The sequence below is a fragment of the Bacillus sp. ISL-39 genome (genome assembly GCF_018613295.1).
Taxonomy (GTDB): domain Bacteria; phylum Bacillota; class Bacilli; order Bacillales; family Cytobacillaceae; genus Mesobacillus.
On record NZ_JAGGQM010000001.1, the window covers coordinates 213,403 to 228,549 of the forward strand.

Sequence of the window (15,147 nt, forward strand, 5' to 3'; positions counted from 1 at the left end):
GCGCTTTAACAAGTACCTTAGGCTAGGGGAAGAAAAAATCGTCATGAAATGTTAATTAGTTCATAATAATTATTCCTGTTTATTACCTAGCGTAGTATATAATGATTTTATCAGGCTTTTTAGCACTGAGGCTCTGTATCGTCTACCTAATGATGCTTCCATTGACCAATACAACCTTGCTAACTACATTAAATCCAGAAAAAAACAGATATATAGCTTGGTGCTTAATAACGATAGCGAAAACAGCATATATAAAAAACTCCCGATGGGTGGTGAGGACAATCGAACTGAATAAACGCCAGGAACAGATTCTGCAAATCGTAAAGGATAACGGACCAATCACTGGAGAGCATATAGCTGAAAAATTAAATCTGACAAGGGCTACCCTCAGGCCAGACCTTGCCATCCTGACGATGTCGGGATATTTGGATGCCAGACCTCGTGTAGGTTATTTTTACACAGGCAAATCTGGAAATCAGCTTCTTTCAGAGAATCTAAAAAAAATTCTCGTCAGGGAATATCAGTCCATCCCTGTAGTTGTTCCTGAAAATGTATCTGTATACGATGCGATCGTAACGATGTTCCTTGAAGATGTAGGCACTTTATTTGTTGTCGATAAAGTTTCAAAGCTGGTAGGTGTCCTTTCTCGCAAAGATTTATTAAGAGCAAGCATTGGGAAGCAGGAGCTGACGACTTTGCCGGTGAATATCATCATGACAAGAATGCCAAATATAACTGTTTGCCGCCGTGATGACCTGCTCATTGATGCTGCCAAGGAATTAATTGAAAAGCAGATAGATGCCCTTCCAATCATCAAAGATACAGATGATGGGTACGAGCTGGTAGGAAGGCTGACCAAGACAAACATCACAAAGGCTTTTGTGGCCTTGGCTGAGGAATAATGAAGCAAATAGAGAAGGGGTTGATCAAAGATGAGTAAAACACCTATTATTTATGTGGTTTCTGATTCAGTCGGAGAAACAGCAGAGCTCGTTACGAAGGCTGCCATCAGCCAATTCGAACACTTGGATGTTTCACTTAAAAGGTTCCCTTACGTTGAGGATAAAGTACATATTGATGAAGTTATTTCGATAGCGAAGCATGATGGAGGGATGATCGCTTATACACTGGTCAAGCCTGATATCAGCGATTACCTTCAGGAGTCTGCTGCAAGAGAGGGGATATATGCTTGCGACATCATTGGCCCGCTCATGAAGCAAATTCAAATCCTAAGCGGTGAGACCCCGTTATACGAACCTGGTCTTGTCCGGAAACTTGACGAAGATTATTTTAAAAAAGTCGAAGCAATAGAATTTGCAGTAAAGTACGATGATGGCCGCGACCCAAGAGGAATACTGAAAGCGGATATTGTTCTCGTGGGAGTCTCGAGAACATCCAAAACCCCACTCTCTCAATACCTGGCCCATAAGCGCTACAAAGTCGCGAATGTACCGCTGGTTCCGGAAGTTGACCCGCCTGAAGAATTGTTTCTTGTACCAAAGGAAAAATGTTTCGGCCTTAGGATCACACCGGATAAGTTGAACCAAATCCGCCGTGAGAGATTAATTTCACTCGGATTGAACGACCAGGCGATTTATGCCAATATCGAAAGAATCAAGGAAGAAATCGAATATTTCGACGGGATTGTCGAAAAGATAGGGTGTCCAGTCATTGATGTAACAAACAAAGCGGTTGAAGAAACGGCAAATGTCATCCTGAATATGGTCCGTAACAAGAAGATGGACTAGTAGCACATATTTTTATGTGCTTTTCTTTTTGACAGTTCTCTTTACTGAAGGCTGTTTTTACATTGATTTTTGTTTTTCGTACATGCTTTAGTAATCGCGTTATAAAAGGTGCCGGGACTCTTTTCGATCAGGCTTCTGTATAAAGCTTGCTTTTATACTCGTAAAAACCCTAGTGGCGGTTTTTACTTTTGACTGTGAAAGCTGCGAAGTATACGAAAAGAGCCTTAATAATGCATTAGCCAAGAAAAAATAATGGAAAAATAGCCTTTCTTATACTATAATAAAAAATTGTGATAAAAATGTATCTGTTTAGGTTTAGACTGGACAGATTACGAATAAACTATTTACTATCAGTTGTCAAGACATTGGCCGCGAAAAAATTCGACAAAATTCCCTTGAAAAAATCTAATCCTTAGAAGGAATATGCGGAGTGATGTAGAATTAATACTAGTAAAATCAACAGTCAGACCCTTTTTGTTGATGCAGACTCTTGCCCGGTCATTAAGGAAATTGTCGAAATCGCTTCGAAGTTTTCCATCGAAGCTGTTTTTGTGGCTTCATATGCCCATATGAAGAATGATCTTCAAGGGCAGAACTGGGTTTTTGTCGATTCTCATAAGGAGGCTGTAGACCTTTATTTAATGAACCACGTGAAAAAAGGTGATTTTGCGGTGACGCAGGACATTGGTCTTGCCTCTACCCTTATTGCGAAAGGGGTTTATGCCATCTCTCCAAGGGGAAATTTATTTGAAGAAAAGGACATTCAGACTGCTCTTGACTTGAGATATCTTTCTGCCAGGGCAAGAAGGCAGGGATCCTACGGAAAAGGGCCAAAACCCTTTACTGAAAAAGACAGGGAAAAGTTTATAAAGGGATTGAACATGCTTTTATTGAATTGTAAGGTATGTTCAACGAATCACAACTAGTTAGAGGTCATGCTTATGGCAGAGAGGATTGCCGAGGAGAAAGTAAATGAAATCCGGCAAGCGGTTGAAATAGTCGATGTCATTGGTGATTATGTCCAGTTGAAAAAACAAGGCCGGAACTACTTTGGGCTTTGTCCTTTTCATGGGGAAAACTCTCCATCATTTTCCGTTTCACCTGATAAGCAGATTTATCACTGCTTTGGTTGTGGAGCCGGCGGGAATGTATTTTCCTTTCTGATGGATATTGACGGACTGTCGTTTCAAGAAGCTGCAGTGAAGCTAGCTGATCGGGCTAACATTGAACTGAAGCTTGAAGGGCAGGCTGCAGGCAGAAATCCACAACTACCTGAAGGATCAAAGCAAATGATTGAAGCGCATGAACTATTGCGTAAATTCTACCATCATTTGCTTGTAAACACAAAAGAGGGTCAGGATGCCCTGGAATACCTTCTTAACAGAGGGTTCACCCAGGAATCAATTGACCGCTTCCAAATAGGCTATGCACTGCCTTCATGGGATTTTGCGGTTAAGCTGCTCGAAAAACGGGGATTTTCGCTGGAACTGATTGTGAAAGCAGGATTGGTCATTCAGCGGGAAAACGATGGTACCTACTTTGACAGGTTCCGGAACAGGATCATGTTTCCGATCCTGGATCATCAGGGTAATACGATTGCGTTTTCAGGGAGAGCAATGGGGGACGAAGAGCCCAAATATCTGAACAGTCCCGAAACGCAAATCTTCAATAAAAGTAAAACTTTATATAATTTTCATCTCGCCCGCGGATCGATTCGGAAACAGCAGCAGGCTGTACTTTTTGAAGGCTTTGCGGATGTTATTTCCGCTAATCGTGCAGGCGTAGAAAATGGTGTCGCCACGATGGGGACATCCTTGACAGAGGAACATATTTCCTTGCTGAAAAGAAATGTTCAAGCTGTAACAGTTTGTTACGACTCGGATAAAGCCGGCATTGAAGCAGCCTTTAGGGCATCAGGCATGCTTTCGAAAGCAGGGGTGACTGTCAGGGTCGCAATGATGCCTGATGGAATGGATCCAGACGATTTCATAAAGATACATGGCGAGGATAAATTTCGGAACGATATAATTGGTTCCAGTGCCACTTTGATGGCATTTAAATTAATATATTATCGCCGTGGGAAAAACCTCCAGAATGAAGGAGATCGCCTTCAATATATCGAAGAAGTACTAAAAGAAATCAGCACTCTAGATAAAGCAGTAGAAAAGGATCTGTACTTGAGACAGCTTGCGAATGAGTTTTCGCTTTCCCTTGATGCGCTGGTTCAGCAGCTCAATCAGTTGGTTCAGGCATCCGCTCCAAAAAAGCAAAATCAACCGCGGCCAGAATCAAGACCTGTAAGCTATACAAGGAAGTCAGACTTAAAGCCTGCCTACCATACGGCCGAGAGGCGAATGATCTATCATATGATGAGAGATGCCGATATAGCCTATAAGGTACAGGAAATGCTTGCAGGAAGTACATTGAATATTGACGAACACCAGGCTATTATTACTTATTTATTTGCATACTATGAAAAAGGACATGATCCTGACCCAGGAGCGTTCTTAAATTATCTTCAGGATAATAAGCTAAAAAGGGTCGTTGCTGATATAGAAATGATGCCTCTTAACGAGGAGATCAGTGACCAGGAATTATCTGATTATATCAAGCAGGTCTTGAATTATCAAAAAATGTTAAAAATAAAGGAAAAAATGGCAGAACAAAAACAGGCAGAACGACAAAACGATTTCTTGCGCGCTGCGGCAATCGCCACGGAAATAATCCACTTGCGCAAGACCTTATAGAGCTTATGCTGATTGTTTTTGATTTTTGGAAGGAGGGGGACATATGGCTGAAAAGTCAGCCCGTTCTAAAGAAGTCACCGAAAATGAAGTGACAGTTGAACAAGTAAAAGACCAGTTAACGGCAATTGGCAAGAAAACAGGTGTCCTTGCTTATGATGATATCGCAGAAAGGCTATCAAGCTTCGACCTTGATTCCGATCAGATGGATGAATACTATGAGTTCCTTGGTGAACAAGGGATTGAACTCGTAGGCGAAAGCGATGAAGCAGAAGACCCTGATATCAAACAGCTTGCAAAAGACGATGAAGAATTCGACTTGAATGACTTAAGTGTCCCGCCGGGAGTAAAAATCAATGACCCGGTAAGGATGTACTTAAAAGAGATTGGCCGAGTTGACCTGCTTTCTGCAGAAGAAGAGATCAATCTGGCAGAACGAATTGAACAGGGCGATGAGGAAGCCAAAAGGCGACTCGCCGAAGCCAACCTTCGACTTGTAGTAAGTATCGCGAAACGTTATGTTGGCCGTGGCATGTTATTCCTTGACTTGATTCAGGAAGGAAACATGGGCTTGATCAAGGCTGTAGAAAAGTTCGATTACCGTAAAGGATTTAAATTCAGTACCTATGCTACCTGGTGGATTCGTCAGGCCATCACTCGTGCCATCGCTGACCAGGCAAGGACAATCAGGATTCCTGTCCATATGGTGGAAACAATCAATAAATTGATTCGTGTTCAAAGGCAGCTCCTTCAAGACTTAGGACGCGAACCGACACCTGAAGAGATCGGTGAAGACATGGACCTGTCCCCCGAAAAAGTACGTGAAATCCTGAAAATTGCCCAGGAGCCGGTATCCCTCGAAACACCAATCGGGGAAGAAGATGATTCCCACCTTGGGGATTTCATCGAGGACCAGGATGCTACATCTCCTTCAGAACATGCTGCTTATGAGCTTTTGAAGGAACAGCTGGAGGATGTCCTGGACACTCTTACTGACCGTGAAGAGAATGTCCTAAGACTCCGCTTCGGTCTTGATGATGGACGTACACGCACTCTGGAAGAGGTGGGCAAAGTATTTGGCGTTACACGCGAGCGTATTCGTCAAATCGAAGCTAAAGCACTTCGCAAGCTAAGGCACCCAAGCCGCAGCAAACGATTGAAAGACTTTTTAGAATAGGATTGCCAAGGAATAATTTACTTTTTAAAATAAAAGTAAATTATTCCTTTTTTTATGAACTTTTATCAAGGATAACCAATAAGACAGGATGTGCCGAAATATGGATGACCATCGCAGGAAAATCATCACCAATGAGATTAAGTACTGGAAACAAAGCAGGATGCTGCCGGAGCACTATTGTGACTTCCTTTTGAACTTGTATACAGAAGGATCGTCTGAAGGTGATGTGCCTGATGGAAAAAGACCGAGAGGCTTTAAAGGAATACTTAGTTTTATTTTAGTTGGGTTGTTACCGCTTTCGGTTTTTTTATTTTATTTTACTGAATTGTCGCTTTTTTTGCAAACTGCCTTCATCATTTTTTTGGGAATTAGTACCCTTTCAGCGGCCCTTTACATGGTGAAAAAATCATTTTTTGATTTGATCCCATTACTCGCTTCTGCACTTCTTTTATTAATCACATCTGTTCAGGCAGCTGAAATAATATTTCCAGACCATCCCTTCATGCTTTACATCGTAGCGGGTCTTAACTGTTTATTGTGGATTGCAGCAGGGACGAGGTGGAGGATGGTGAGCTTCAAACTTTCAGGTATCATAGGGTTAATCGTCCTGTCTATTACTATATTTATATAATTTTAAACAATTTAAAAGTTTTTAAATGTTGAGAAAATTGTTTATTCACCTTTATAATGAAGAATGTAAACGCATTCAATGTTTTAAGGGGGATGGAAATGAATTTTGATTTAACATCAGAACAGGCAATGATTAAAAGGACGATTAGAGAATTTGCGGAGGAAGAAGTAGCTCCTGGAGCAATTGAAAGAGATAAAACAAAACAATTTCCGACAGAAATTTTCAAAAAACTGGGAGAACTAGGGATGCTGGGCTTGCCATTCCCAGAGGAATACGGCGGGGCAGGAGCAGATACAGTCAGCTTTGCGATTGTGACCGAGGAATTGAGCAAGGCCTGCGCCTCAACTGGGATTACATACTCGGCCCACATATCTCTTGGAGGCGCTCCTATCAATCTATTTGGTACAGAGGAGCAGAAACAAAAATACCTGGCACCTATCTGTACAGGCGAGTCCCTGGGGGCTTTCGGACTGACAGAACCAAATGCAGGCTCGGATGCAGGAGGAACACAGACAACAGCCAAAGAAGTGGACGGAGAATACATCATCAATGGCAGCAAGAACTTTATCACGAATGCTAGCTATGCCAAACATCTCGCGATGACGGCGATCACTGGTAATGTGGATGGTAAAAAGGAAATCAGTGCGATTATCGTACCAACTGATGCTCCGGGATTTTCTGTGATTGACAATTATGAAAAGATGGGATTGAATGCATCGAATACTACTCAGCTGGTAATGGAGGATGTTCATGTTCCCGTTGAGAACCTGCTTGGAAAGAAAGGGGAGGGCTTCAAGCAATTCCTTGTAACCTTGGACGGCGGCAGGATTGGCATAGGCGCGATGGCTGTCGGTGTGGCTCAGGCTGCTTATGAAAAAGCACTCCAGTATGCTAAGGAAAGACAGCAGTTCGGCAGACCGATCTCACAGTTCCAGGCCATACAGTTCAAGCTTGCCGACATGGCAATGAAAATTGAACTGGCCCGCAATATGGTTTATAAGGCTGCCTGGCTGAAGGATCAAGGACGCCCATTCTCCAAGGAAGCTTCGATGTGCAAGCTTTATGCGTCAGAGATCGCGATGGAAGTGGCTGACCAGGCTGTCCAGATACATGGCGGCTACGGTTATATGCGTGAGTATGAAGTAGAACGTTACATGAGGGATGCGAAGCTTCTGGAGATCGGTGAAGGCACCTCAGAAGTCCAAAGAATGGTAATTGCAAGATTAATTGGCTGCTAAAAGGGCAACCTAAATATGCTTTGTACAGCAAAAACTTCATCAATCGATGAAGTTTTTTTGTCTAAATTGTGAACAAGTGTGACAAAGTTTGCTTTTTTACTTTCCCTGTAAACGTTTTTCAAGTAAAATAATATCTGTGTGAAATCATTATTTAAGATTTGATGTTGTACATAAAGGAGGGTATATGATGAATCGTAATCCAATTATCCCGTTCGTGTTGATCATGGTGATGGGGATCGGCTTGATGTTCCTGCTTTCTTTCAAAGGTATTGGGGATTCCAAGGATCTTGCTAAGGAAAAAGAAGGCGGCGGTGAAAAGACAGAAGAAACTGCTGAAGCAAACCCTGAGGATTTTTACCAGCAATCCTGCGCGATGTGCCACGGAAACCAGTATGAGGGCGTTTCAGGTCCGTCATTGAAAGGCGTAGGCAGCAAGTACTCCCAGGAAGAAATCAAAGACATCCTAGTTAATGGTAAAGGAGCAATGCCTCCTGGCCTGGCTGCTGGCAAGGAAGATCAAATGGCTGAATGGATCGTCAACGAATTGAAGTAATCTTTAAAGGCTCTTTGCTCACGCGAAGGGCCTTTGCTATTTTACCGGAGGCTGTTTCCGCACTGATTGCTGCTTTTCGTACTTGTTCTAGCATCGCGTAAAAAAGGTGCCGGGGCTCTTTTCGAGGAGAATTCTGAAAAAAGATTTCTTTAGTACTCGTAACCTTTTGGGGGAGAAAGCAAAGCTTACGAAAAGAGCCTTCCTGGATAATTGGACAATAGTCATGGTGTTTCATATACTTAAAAAAGCAAAATACGATTTAGTGGGTGACATTTATGAATACTGAAAAACTCTCAGACCGGCTTGAAGCCGTTGCAAAAAATATTCCCCAGGCGGCGAGACTGGCCGATATTGGTTCTGATCATGCCTATCTTCCTTGTAATGTTGTAAAAAAGGGCACCGTCCCGATGGCGATTGCTGGTGAGGTCGCAGAAGGGCCGTTTCAATCTGCCCTTGAGCAAGTTCAGGAGGAAAACCTAACAGATAAGATTTCCGTCAGAAAAGGGGACGGCCTTGAAGTTATTGAAGCTGGAGAGGTAGATTGTATAACCATTGCGGGTATGGGCGGTACATTGATATCCACGATCCTGGAACAAGGGAAATCGAAACTAGAAGGAGTGAGCAGGCTTGTCCTCCAGCCTAATGTTGGCAGCTTTGCAGTACGCAGATGGCTGATTGACAATGAGTGGGAACTGGTTAAAGAAGAAATCCTTGAAGAAGATCGGAAAATTTATGAGGTTCTGGTAGCGGAAAAGGGTGAACCGCTGAAGCCTTATCAGGATCTCGATGTGGAACTTGGAATATTGTTTGGTCCATTTTTACTAAAGGAAAAGACTGCAGTGTTCAAAGAAAAGTGGAGTGCAGAAAAGAGAAATTGGGACCGAATCTTAAAGCAGCTGGATGAGGCTGTGCAGAATGATGAGACAGAAAGCAAGAGACAGGAACTGAAAACGAAAATGAAGATGGCAGAGGAGGCGTTACAGTGAAAAAAGTGAATGGACATGAAGTAATTCAGCTTTTTGAACAATTTTCACCCAGGGCATTTGCAATGGAAGGCGATAAGGTCGGCCTGCAAATCGGTGCGCTGAACCAACCAGTCGAGAACGTCCTCGTGGCTCTTGATGTAACAGAGGAAGTGGTGGAGGAGGCGATTGCCCTTAACGCTCAATTAATCATCGCCCACCATCCGCCGATATTCCGGCCATTGAAAAAAATCGCGACGGACACTCCTGCCGGACGAATGATTGCCAGGCTGATCAAGCATGACATCGCAGTTTATGCGGCACACACTAACCTGGATGTGGCAAAAGGAGGCGTAAATGACCTCCTGGCTGCTGCTCTAGGTTTAAAGAACCCTCAAGTGCTGGTGCCAACTTATGAGGACGAGTTGAAAAAGCTTGTCGTTTTCGTGCCTGAGGAAGATGCAGAGCGATTGCGAGATGCCTTAGGAAATGCAGGGGCAGGAGCGATTGGCAACTATAGCCATTGTTCGTTCTCCGGAGCGGGGGAAGGACGTTTCCTGCCGGGGGAAAATACGGAGCCTCACATCGGCAAACAAGGAAAGCTTGAAGCAGTCAATGAAGTGCGGGTAGAAACTGTTTTTCCGCAAAGTATTGAAAAAAAGGTCATCCAGGCTATGATCAAGGCCCATCCTTATGAGGAGGTCGCCTATGATATATATCGACTTGATAATACCGGGGAACAACTTGGACTTGGAAGAATCGGGCAAGTCGAAGAGACGACCCTTTCAGAATATGCCAAAGTAGTAAAGAAAGCTTTGGGAGTCGATAAAGTCCGCGTCGTCGGGGACTTAAACGCGAAGGTGAAAAAAGTAGCTGTCCTTGGCGGTGACGGAAATAAGTATTACTCACAGGCGAAATTTCGCGGAGCAGACGTTTATGTTACCGGGGATATCTACTATCACACAGCACACGATGCCCTTATGGCCGGATTGAATTTGATTGATCCGGGACATAATGTCGAAAAGATCATGAAAATGGGAGTGGCCACTGTGATGGAAGGACTATGTAGAGAAAAAGGGTTTGGTGTGAAGTTCATTCCATCTGAAATAGGGACAGATCCATTCACCTTTATCTAGCAAGAAGTCGAGTGTGGTATAAGATTTTTGAAGAAAACAAGAAAGCAGCCTGAATTAATTTCAGGCTGCTTTCATATTATACGTTTGCCTCGGTCTTCTTTACCTTTGGCAGGATTTTATGAAGAGGTACCTTTTTCTCTTTTACCCAGGTTTCTTCAGTTTCTTTGTCAAACTGTTCGAGGAAGGTAATGACCTCTTTTGTTATTGGTGTTGGAGTCGATGCTCCAGATGTAACTGCGACTGTGTCAGCCTCTTTTATCCATTCGATATCCAGCTCGGTAATATCAGCAATTCGATATGCTTTCGTTCCGGCTATTTCTTCTGATACCTGTGCGAGACGATTTGAGTTATTGCTTTTAGGGTCGCCAACCACAATTAACACATCAGCCTCTTTAGCCTGCTCGGCGACAGCCTCCTGGCGGACTTGTGTAGCCATGCAAATTTCTCTATGGACTTCCGCATGTGGGTACTTTTCTATAACGTTCTTTATGATGTCGGCAACGTCCCACTGGCTCATCGTTGTCTGGTTGGTGACGATCAATTTTTCAGCCTGCAGATTCAAAGCATCCACATCTGCTGCTGTTTCCACTAGATGAACGATCCCTGGTGCGACACCTACTGCTCCTTCAGGTTCGGGATGCCCTTTTTTGCCGATATAAATGACCTCAAATCCTTCTTTTTCTTTTTCCCTGATCAGGTTATGGGTGTTTGTCACATCAGGGCATGTTGCGTCAATCGAAACAAGCCCCTTATCCTTGGCAAGGTCCCTGACTTCTGGTGAAATGCCGTGTGCTGTGAAAATAACTGTTCCGCCTTCAACTTTTTCAAGGATTTCCTTTCGGTTGTTTCCATCCAATGTAATGATGCCTTCTTCTTCAAAGGCATCAGTGACATGCTTATTATGGACAATCATCCCAAGTATATATATTGGACGCGGCAGGCTTTTATCCAATGCAGCATTGCGTGCAATGACCATGGCATCCACAACACCATAGCAATAACCGCGTGGCGATATTTTAATTACATTCATTGAGTCATCCTCCTAAGAGTACCTTTGATTCTTCCTTTTATTATATAAGACTTGCAGAAAGAATTCAAAAGCGACTTACCAGAAGGAATGAATGAACTGTTATCGTATATATAGGCTGTGTTTCGTAAGGCTGTTTTCGTAAAGAGTCTACTTTGCGAAGAAAAATAGGTAATTCAATCCTATTCGTAGTCAATAGGAACAAAGTTTGAGAAAAGAGCCTATTCATATGAACAATTTAGGCGAAGAAGCTGCATTATTGCTTTGTTTTTGTGCAGGCTTTTTTTGTGTCGGGGAACTTTGAACGGTCTTTTTGGATTTTTTTGTCTTTTGTTTTTTCGCTATTTTTTCCTTCGTTTCTGTTTCAGCAGTTTGCTCTTCAGCATCCGGAAGGTCCTTCAAGCCTCTGTACAGTTTCCACATTGAAGGCAAATTTCGGACGAGAGGACCATATTGCTGGATCATCGGTCCGAATTGCTGTGCTGTGTTTAGAACTTTTTGAGTGTTGGTGAGAAATCCATTTAAAGCAGATGGATCAGCGAGAGTTTTCAGAATACCGCCGCCTGAGCCTGCTCCTCGTGCTGCAGTATTTCCTCCGGATAATAAACCGGCTGCACTATTCCGCTGGCTATTGCCTTTTCCCAGTATCTTCGAAAGAAGTCCGCCGCCTTGTCTGGAGCGTGGATTCCTGCCTGCCATCCGCGGCATCTGGCCCTGTGCCATCATAGGTCCAGGACCAAATGGATTCGAATACATCTGGTGCTGGCCCATCCGGGGACCTCCCATCATACTGGGGCCCTGAAAGCGATTATGCATTCCGCGGGTATTCATACGGGGTCCTTGTAGCATCGTGACCCCTCCTTTCCCAATATTTCATCTCCTATTAGAGTATGCAATAAGTCAGATTTGGTTTAAGAAATTAGGATATTGTTGAAACAGGTTTGTTTTTTTATAAGGAAAGGTTAAGATAGTACTGATTGGAGATTTTCTGCAATCTTTATTATAATTACAGGATGAACCTGAAAAGATCAGCTTACGGAACGAGCTGTAATCCCCGATTATTCAGGGAACAGGGCGAAAGAAGGAGATTTTCAATGAGTGAAACAAAATTTAATCGTTATGAATTGAAACCGTTCATTATAGATGCGATCAATAAACTAGGTTTTTATGAGCCGACCGAAATTCAAGAACGTCTTATCCCTACAATCCTGAAGGGTGAGAGTGCCATCGGGCAATCCCAGACCGGTACAGGAAAGACGCATGCCTATGTACTGCCAATTATGGATAAGCTTGATCCATCACGCAATGAGGTACAGGCAGTAATCGCTGCACCAACACGTGAGCTTGCCAATCAAATTTATCATGAAGTTCTTAAAATTGCTGAACACGCTCCTCAGGGAGAACAGATCACAGCCCGCTGCTATATTGGCGGAACGGACAAACAAAGAACGATTGAGAAGCTAAAGACACAGCCACAAATCGTCATTGGCACCCCGGGGAGGATTAACGACCTGGTCAAGGAAAATGCGCTATTTGTGCATACGGCGAACATGCTCGTTATCGATGAGGCAGACTTAATGCTGGATATGGGCTTTATCGAGGATATTGACCAGTTTGCGTCCCGTATGCCAGAAAAGCTGCAAATGCTTGTCTTTTCAGCAACAATTCCTGAAAAATTAAAACCATTCTTGAAAAAGTACATGGAAAACCCAAAATTTGTACAAATCGATCCTAAACAGGCTACGGCAGAGAAGATTGAACATATTCTTCTGCCAGCAAGGCATCGTGATAAAATCGGGCTTGTTCATTCAGCTCTTCTAGCGTTCAATCCATATCTGGGGATTGTATTTGCTAATACAAAGAAAAAAGCAGATGAAATTGCCGATGGTTTGATCCAAAAAGGAATGAAGGTTGGCCGTATCCATGGAGACCTGAGCCCGCGCGAACGTAAGCGTGTCATGAAGCAGATCAAGGATCTTGAGTTCCAGTATCTTGTAGCTACTGACCTTGCTGCAAGAGGAATTGATATTCAGGGAATCAGCCATGTCATCAATTATGAGCTGCCTACTGATCTGGATTTTTATATCCACAGGGTAGGAAGGACGGCACGTGCCGGATCATCAGGTATTGCCTTAACGGTTTATGAGCAGAGAGATGAAGATGCACTGGTCCGTCTTGAAAAGATGGGCATCTCTTTTAAAAACATTGATTTGAAAAAAGGTGAATTCACCGAAATCGAAGAGCGGAACAGGCGCCAGAACAGAAAGAAAAAAGAAACTACTGGCGAGGCGAAGGCAAAGTCGCTCGTTTCAAAGCCTAGCAAGGTAAAACCAGGATATAAAAAGAAGATGAAATATGAGATGGATAAAATCAAGAAACGGGAAAACCGTATTCAAAAGAGAAATAAATAAAGGGATTTAGGAGAGATCACAAGATGTTAATTGGATCACATGTTTCCATGAGCGGCAAAAAAATGCTGCTCGCTGCCAGTGAGGAAGCTGTCTCGTATGGTGCAAATACTTTTATGATCTATACGGGGGCACCTCAGAATACAAGAAGGAAAAAAATTGAGGACCTGAATATTGAAGCAGGCCGCCTGCATATGGAGCAAAACGGCATCAATGAAATCGTCGTCCATGCTCCTTATATCATCAATATCGGGAACACGCAGAATCCTGATACATTTGATTTAGGAGTAAGGTTCTTGCGGAGCGAAATCGACCGGACAGAAGCAATCGGAGCCAGGCAGATCGTGCTGCACCCAGGTGCGCATGTTGGAGCCGGAACAGAAAAAGGCATTGAAAAAATCATCGAAGGACTTAATGAAGTTCTTACAAGCGATGATAAGGTTCAAATCGCTCTTGAAACGATGGCTGGAAAAGGATCTGAATGCGGAAAATCCTTTGAAGAACTCGCAATGATCATCGATGGAGTAACCCATAACGAGAAGCTGTCCGTCTGCTTCGATACTTGCCATACACATGATGCTGGTTATGCAGTCGTTGAAGATTTTGATGGTGTTTTGAATGAATTTGACAAAATCATCGGTCTTGACAGACTGAAAGTACTTCACATCAATGACAGCAAAAACGAGGTCGGGATGAGGAAAGACCGCCACGAGAATATTGGCTTTGGCCATATCGGCTTTGACGCAATAAATTATATTGTCCATCATCCGCAACTGACGCATGTTCCTAAAATTCTAGAAACTCCATTTGTCGGTGAGGACAAGAACAGTAAAAAGGCACCTTACAAACATGAGATTGCCATGCTGAAAAGCAAACAATTCGAAGAAAGTCTGCTTGATATGATCAAGAATGGCTAAAACAAAGCTGTGGACGAGATCCACAGCTTATTTTTTGCGGATTAAAAATAGGTGGCCGGTTATGGCTGATCCGCGATATGGAATGGTACTAACAGGTATGACGGACAGAAATGGCAGAGAAAACGGAGAAAATGTCCGTCATAGGTGTGATGACGGACAGAAATGGCCGGGAAAAGGAAAAAAATGTCCGTCATAGGGGTCATGACGGACACATCACTTATTTGGTGAATTTAACGAACAGCTTGTTGACTTCTTTTGCTGTTTCAGGGCTGGTGATTCTTGCGATTTGTTTGATCAATGCCGTTCTCTCTGAATCAATAAAGATGTTTACTTTTTTACCGCGTAAGTATCCGGCGATTTTCTCTGCCTGTGCCTTTGTAATGGAAATATTAAATTGAGAGGCGTACTTCAGCAGTTCATCAGCCGTGATGTTGCCTATCTTATGGTTAATGATGTTTTCAAAAATAGCCAAAAGATCATCACTCCTTCATAGTAGGGTATGTGCCTAGTTCTGGATTCGTGACAATTTTATGGGATTGTGAGTTCTTTTATTTACAATACGGCCGGTAAGATATATACTACTAAATGTAAATCGGAATGATTCTT

Annotated in this window: 16 protein-coding genes; 13 read left to right on the top strand and 3 right to left on the bottom strand. The window is 43.1% G+C overall.

The genetic code is table 11. The features are described 5' to 3' along the window. Positions 1-272: 272 nt before the first annotated feature. From ccpN to J7E37_RS01075, 10 genes are all read left to right on the top strand, one after another. Positions 273-902: a transcriptional regulator CcpN gene (gene ccpN, locus J7E37_RS01030; RefSeq protein WP_214778239.1), complete on the top strand. Its 630-nt coding sequence runs from the start codon at positions 273-275 to the stop codon at positions 900-902. A gap of 30 nt (positions 903-932) precedes the next feature. After that, entirely contained in the window at positions 933-1,748 is an 816-nt protein-coding gene (locus J7E37_RS01035) for a pyruvate, water dikinase regulatory protein (protein WP_214778241.1), read from the top strand. Positions 1,749-2,248: 500 nt separating this feature from the next. Further along, the gene (locus J7E37_RS01040) at positions 2,249-2,674 is read left to right on the top strand and encodes a DUF188 domain-containing protein (protein ID WP_353049970.1); all 426 of its coding nucleotides are present in this window, start codon (positions 2,249-2,251) and stop codon (positions 2,672-2,674) included. Between the two features lie 15 nt (positions 2,675-2,689). After that, positions 2,690-4,495 (top strand): DNA primase, encoded by a 1,806-nt coding sequence (dnaG, locus tag J7E37_RS01045; RefSeq protein WP_214778243.1) that lies wholly within the window; start codon positions 2,690-2,692, stop codon positions 4,493-4,495. A 43-nt stretch (positions 4,496-4,538) separates the two neighbouring features. After that, positions 4,539-5,669 carry an RNA polymerase sigma factor RpoD gene (gene rpoD, locus J7E37_RS01050; RefSeq protein ID WP_192470854.1) on the top strand — a complete coding sequence of 377 codons (1,131 nt, stop codon included), beginning with the start codon at positions 4,539-4,541 and terminating at the stop codon, positions 5,667-5,669. A gap of 100 nt (positions 5,670-5,769) precedes the next feature. Next, complete coding sequence (locus J7E37_RS01055) at positions 5,770-6,300, top strand: hypothetical protein (RefSeq protein ID WP_215021916.1); 531 nt, start codon at positions 5,770-5,772, stop codon at positions 6,298-6,300. Positions 6,301-6,398: 98 nt separating this feature from the next. Further along, positions 6,399-7,538: an acyl-CoA dehydrogenase family protein gene (locus J7E37_RS01060; RefSeq protein ID WP_214778247.1), complete on the top strand. Its 1,140-nt coding sequence runs from the start codon at positions 6,399-6,401 to the stop codon at positions 7,536-7,538. A 187-nt stretch (positions 7,539-7,725) separates the two neighbouring features. Beyond that, positions 7,726-8,091 carry a cytochrome c550 gene (gene cccA / locus J7E37_RS01065; protein WP_214778249.1) on the top strand — a complete coding sequence of 122 codons (366 nt, stop codon included), beginning with the start codon at positions 7,726-7,728 and terminating at the stop codon, positions 8,089-8,091. A gap of 275 nt (positions 8,092-8,366) precedes the next feature. Further along, positions 8,367-9,077 carry a tRNA (adenine(22)-N(1))-methyltransferase gene (locus J7E37_RS01070; RefSeq protein ID WP_214778251.1) on the top strand — a complete coding sequence of 237 codons (711 nt, stop codon included), beginning with the start codon at positions 8,367-8,369 and terminating at the stop codon, positions 9,075-9,077. Continuing rightward, positions 9,074-10,189, top strand: coding sequence for a Nif3-like dinuclear metal center hexameric protein (locus tag J7E37_RS01075; RefSeq protein ID WP_214778260.1), 1,116 nt, complete (start codon positions 9,074-9,076; stop codon positions 10,187-10,189). The genes J7E37_RS01070 and J7E37_RS01075 overlap by 4 nt, the downstream gene beginning before the upstream one ends. 76 nt (positions 10,190-10,265) lie before the next feature. Here J7E37_RS01075 and J7E37_RS01080 read toward each other — a convergent pair whose 3' ends face one another. Both J7E37_RS01080 and J7E37_RS01085 read right to left on the bottom strand, forming a co-directional pair. Further along, positions 10,266-11,219 (bottom strand): 4-hydroxy-3-methylbut-2-enyl diphosphate reductase, encoded by a 954-nt coding sequence (locus J7E37_RS01080; RefSeq protein ID WP_214778262.1) that lies wholly within the window; start codon positions 11,217-11,219, stop codon positions 10,266-10,268. A 222-nt stretch (positions 11,220-11,441) separates the two neighbouring features. Beyond that, positions 11,442-11,987 carry a YqfQ family protein gene (locus tag J7E37_RS01085; protein WP_251009383.1) on the bottom strand — a complete coding sequence of 182 codons (546 nt, stop codon included), beginning with the start codon at positions 11,985-11,987 and terminating at the stop codon, positions 11,442-11,444. Positions 11,988-12,310: 323 nt separating this feature from the next. Here J7E37_RS01085 and J7E37_RS01090 point away from each other — a divergent pair, with 323 nt between their 5' ends. The 3 genes from J7E37_RS01090 to J7E37_RS22200 all read left to right on the top strand — a co-directional run bounded on the left by J7E37_RS01090 (position 12,311) and on the right by J7E37_RS22200 (position 14,737). Continuing rightward, positions 12,311-13,627: a DEAD/DEAH box helicase gene (locus tag J7E37_RS01090; RefSeq protein WP_214778264.1), complete on the top strand. Its 1,317-nt coding sequence runs from the start codon at positions 12,311-12,313 to the stop codon at positions 13,625-13,627. A gap of 23 nt (positions 13,628-13,650) precedes the next feature. Continuing rightward, on the top strand, positions 13,651-14,541 hold the full coding sequence (locus J7E37_RS01095) for a deoxyribonuclease IV (protein ID WP_215021920.1): 891 nt from the start codon (positions 13,651-13,653) through the stop codon (positions 14,539-14,541). A 61-nt stretch (positions 14,542-14,602) separates the two neighbouring features. Then, positions 14,603-14,737 carry a hypothetical protein gene (locus J7E37_RS22200; protein WP_285290282.1) on the top strand — a complete coding sequence of 45 codons (135 nt, stop codon included), beginning with the start codon at positions 14,603-14,605 and terminating at the stop codon, positions 14,735-14,737. A 21-nt stretch (positions 14,738-14,758) separates the two neighbouring features. Here the strand turns inward: J7E37_RS22200 and J7E37_RS01100 are convergent, their stop codons facing one another. After that, the gene (locus tag J7E37_RS01100; protein WP_192470862.1) at positions 14,759-15,013 is read right to left on the bottom strand and encodes a DUF2624 domain-containing protein; all 255 of its coding nucleotides are present in this window, start codon (positions 15,011-15,013) and stop codon (positions 14,759-14,761) included. Between the last annotated feature and the right edge of the window lie 134 nt (positions 15,014-15,147).

Excerpts from the sequence above, each read along its gene's own strand:
- J7E37_RS01095 (WP_215021920.1), top strand. The coding sequence starts at position 13,651 with ATGTTAATTGGATCACATGTTTCCATGAGCGGCAAAAAAATGCTGCTC.
- rpoD (WP_192470854.1), top strand. The coding sequence starts at position 4,539 with ATGGCTGAAAAGTCAGCCCGTTCTAAAGAAGTCACCGAAAATGAAGTG.
- J7E37_RS01060 (WP_214778247.1), top strand. The coding sequence starts at position 6,399 with ATGAATTTTGATTTAACATCAGAACAGGCAATGATTAAAAGGACGATT.
- J7E37_RS01090 (WP_214778264.1), top strand. The coding sequence starts at position 12,311 with ATGAGTGAAACAAAATTTAATCGTTATGAATTGAAACCGTTCATTATA.
- cccA (WP_214778249.1), top strand. The coding sequence starts at position 7,726 with ATGAATCGTAATCCAATTATCCCGTTCGTGTTGATCATGGTGATGGGG.
- J7E37_RS01055 (WP_215021916.1), top strand. The coding sequence starts at position 5,770 with ATGGATGACCATCGCAGGAAAATCATCACCAATGAGATTAAGTACTGG.
- J7E37_RS01080 (WP_214778262.1), bottom strand. The coding sequence starts at position 11,219 with ATGAATGTAATTAAAATATCGCCACGCGGTTATTGCTATGGTGTTGTG.
- J7E37_RS01070 (WP_214778251.1), top strand. The coding sequence starts at position 8,367 with ATGAATACTGAAAAACTCTCAGACCGGCTTGAAGCCGTTGCAAAAAAT.
- J7E37_RS01035 (WP_214778241.1), top strand. The coding sequence starts at position 933 with ATGAGTAAAACACCTATTATTTATGTGGTTTCTGATTCAGTCGGAGAA.
- J7E37_RS22200 (WP_285290282.1), top strand. The coding sequence starts at position 14,603 with ATGGCTGATCCGCGATATGGAATGGTACTAACAGGTATGACGGACAGA.
- dnaG (WP_214778243.1), top strand. The coding sequence starts at position 2,690 with ATGGCAGAGAGGATTGCCGAGGAGAAAGTAAATGAAATCCGGCAAGCG.
- J7E37_RS01085 (WP_251009383.1), bottom strand. The coding sequence starts at position 11,987 with ATGGGCCAGCACCAGATGTATTCGAATCCATTTGGTCCTGGACCTATG.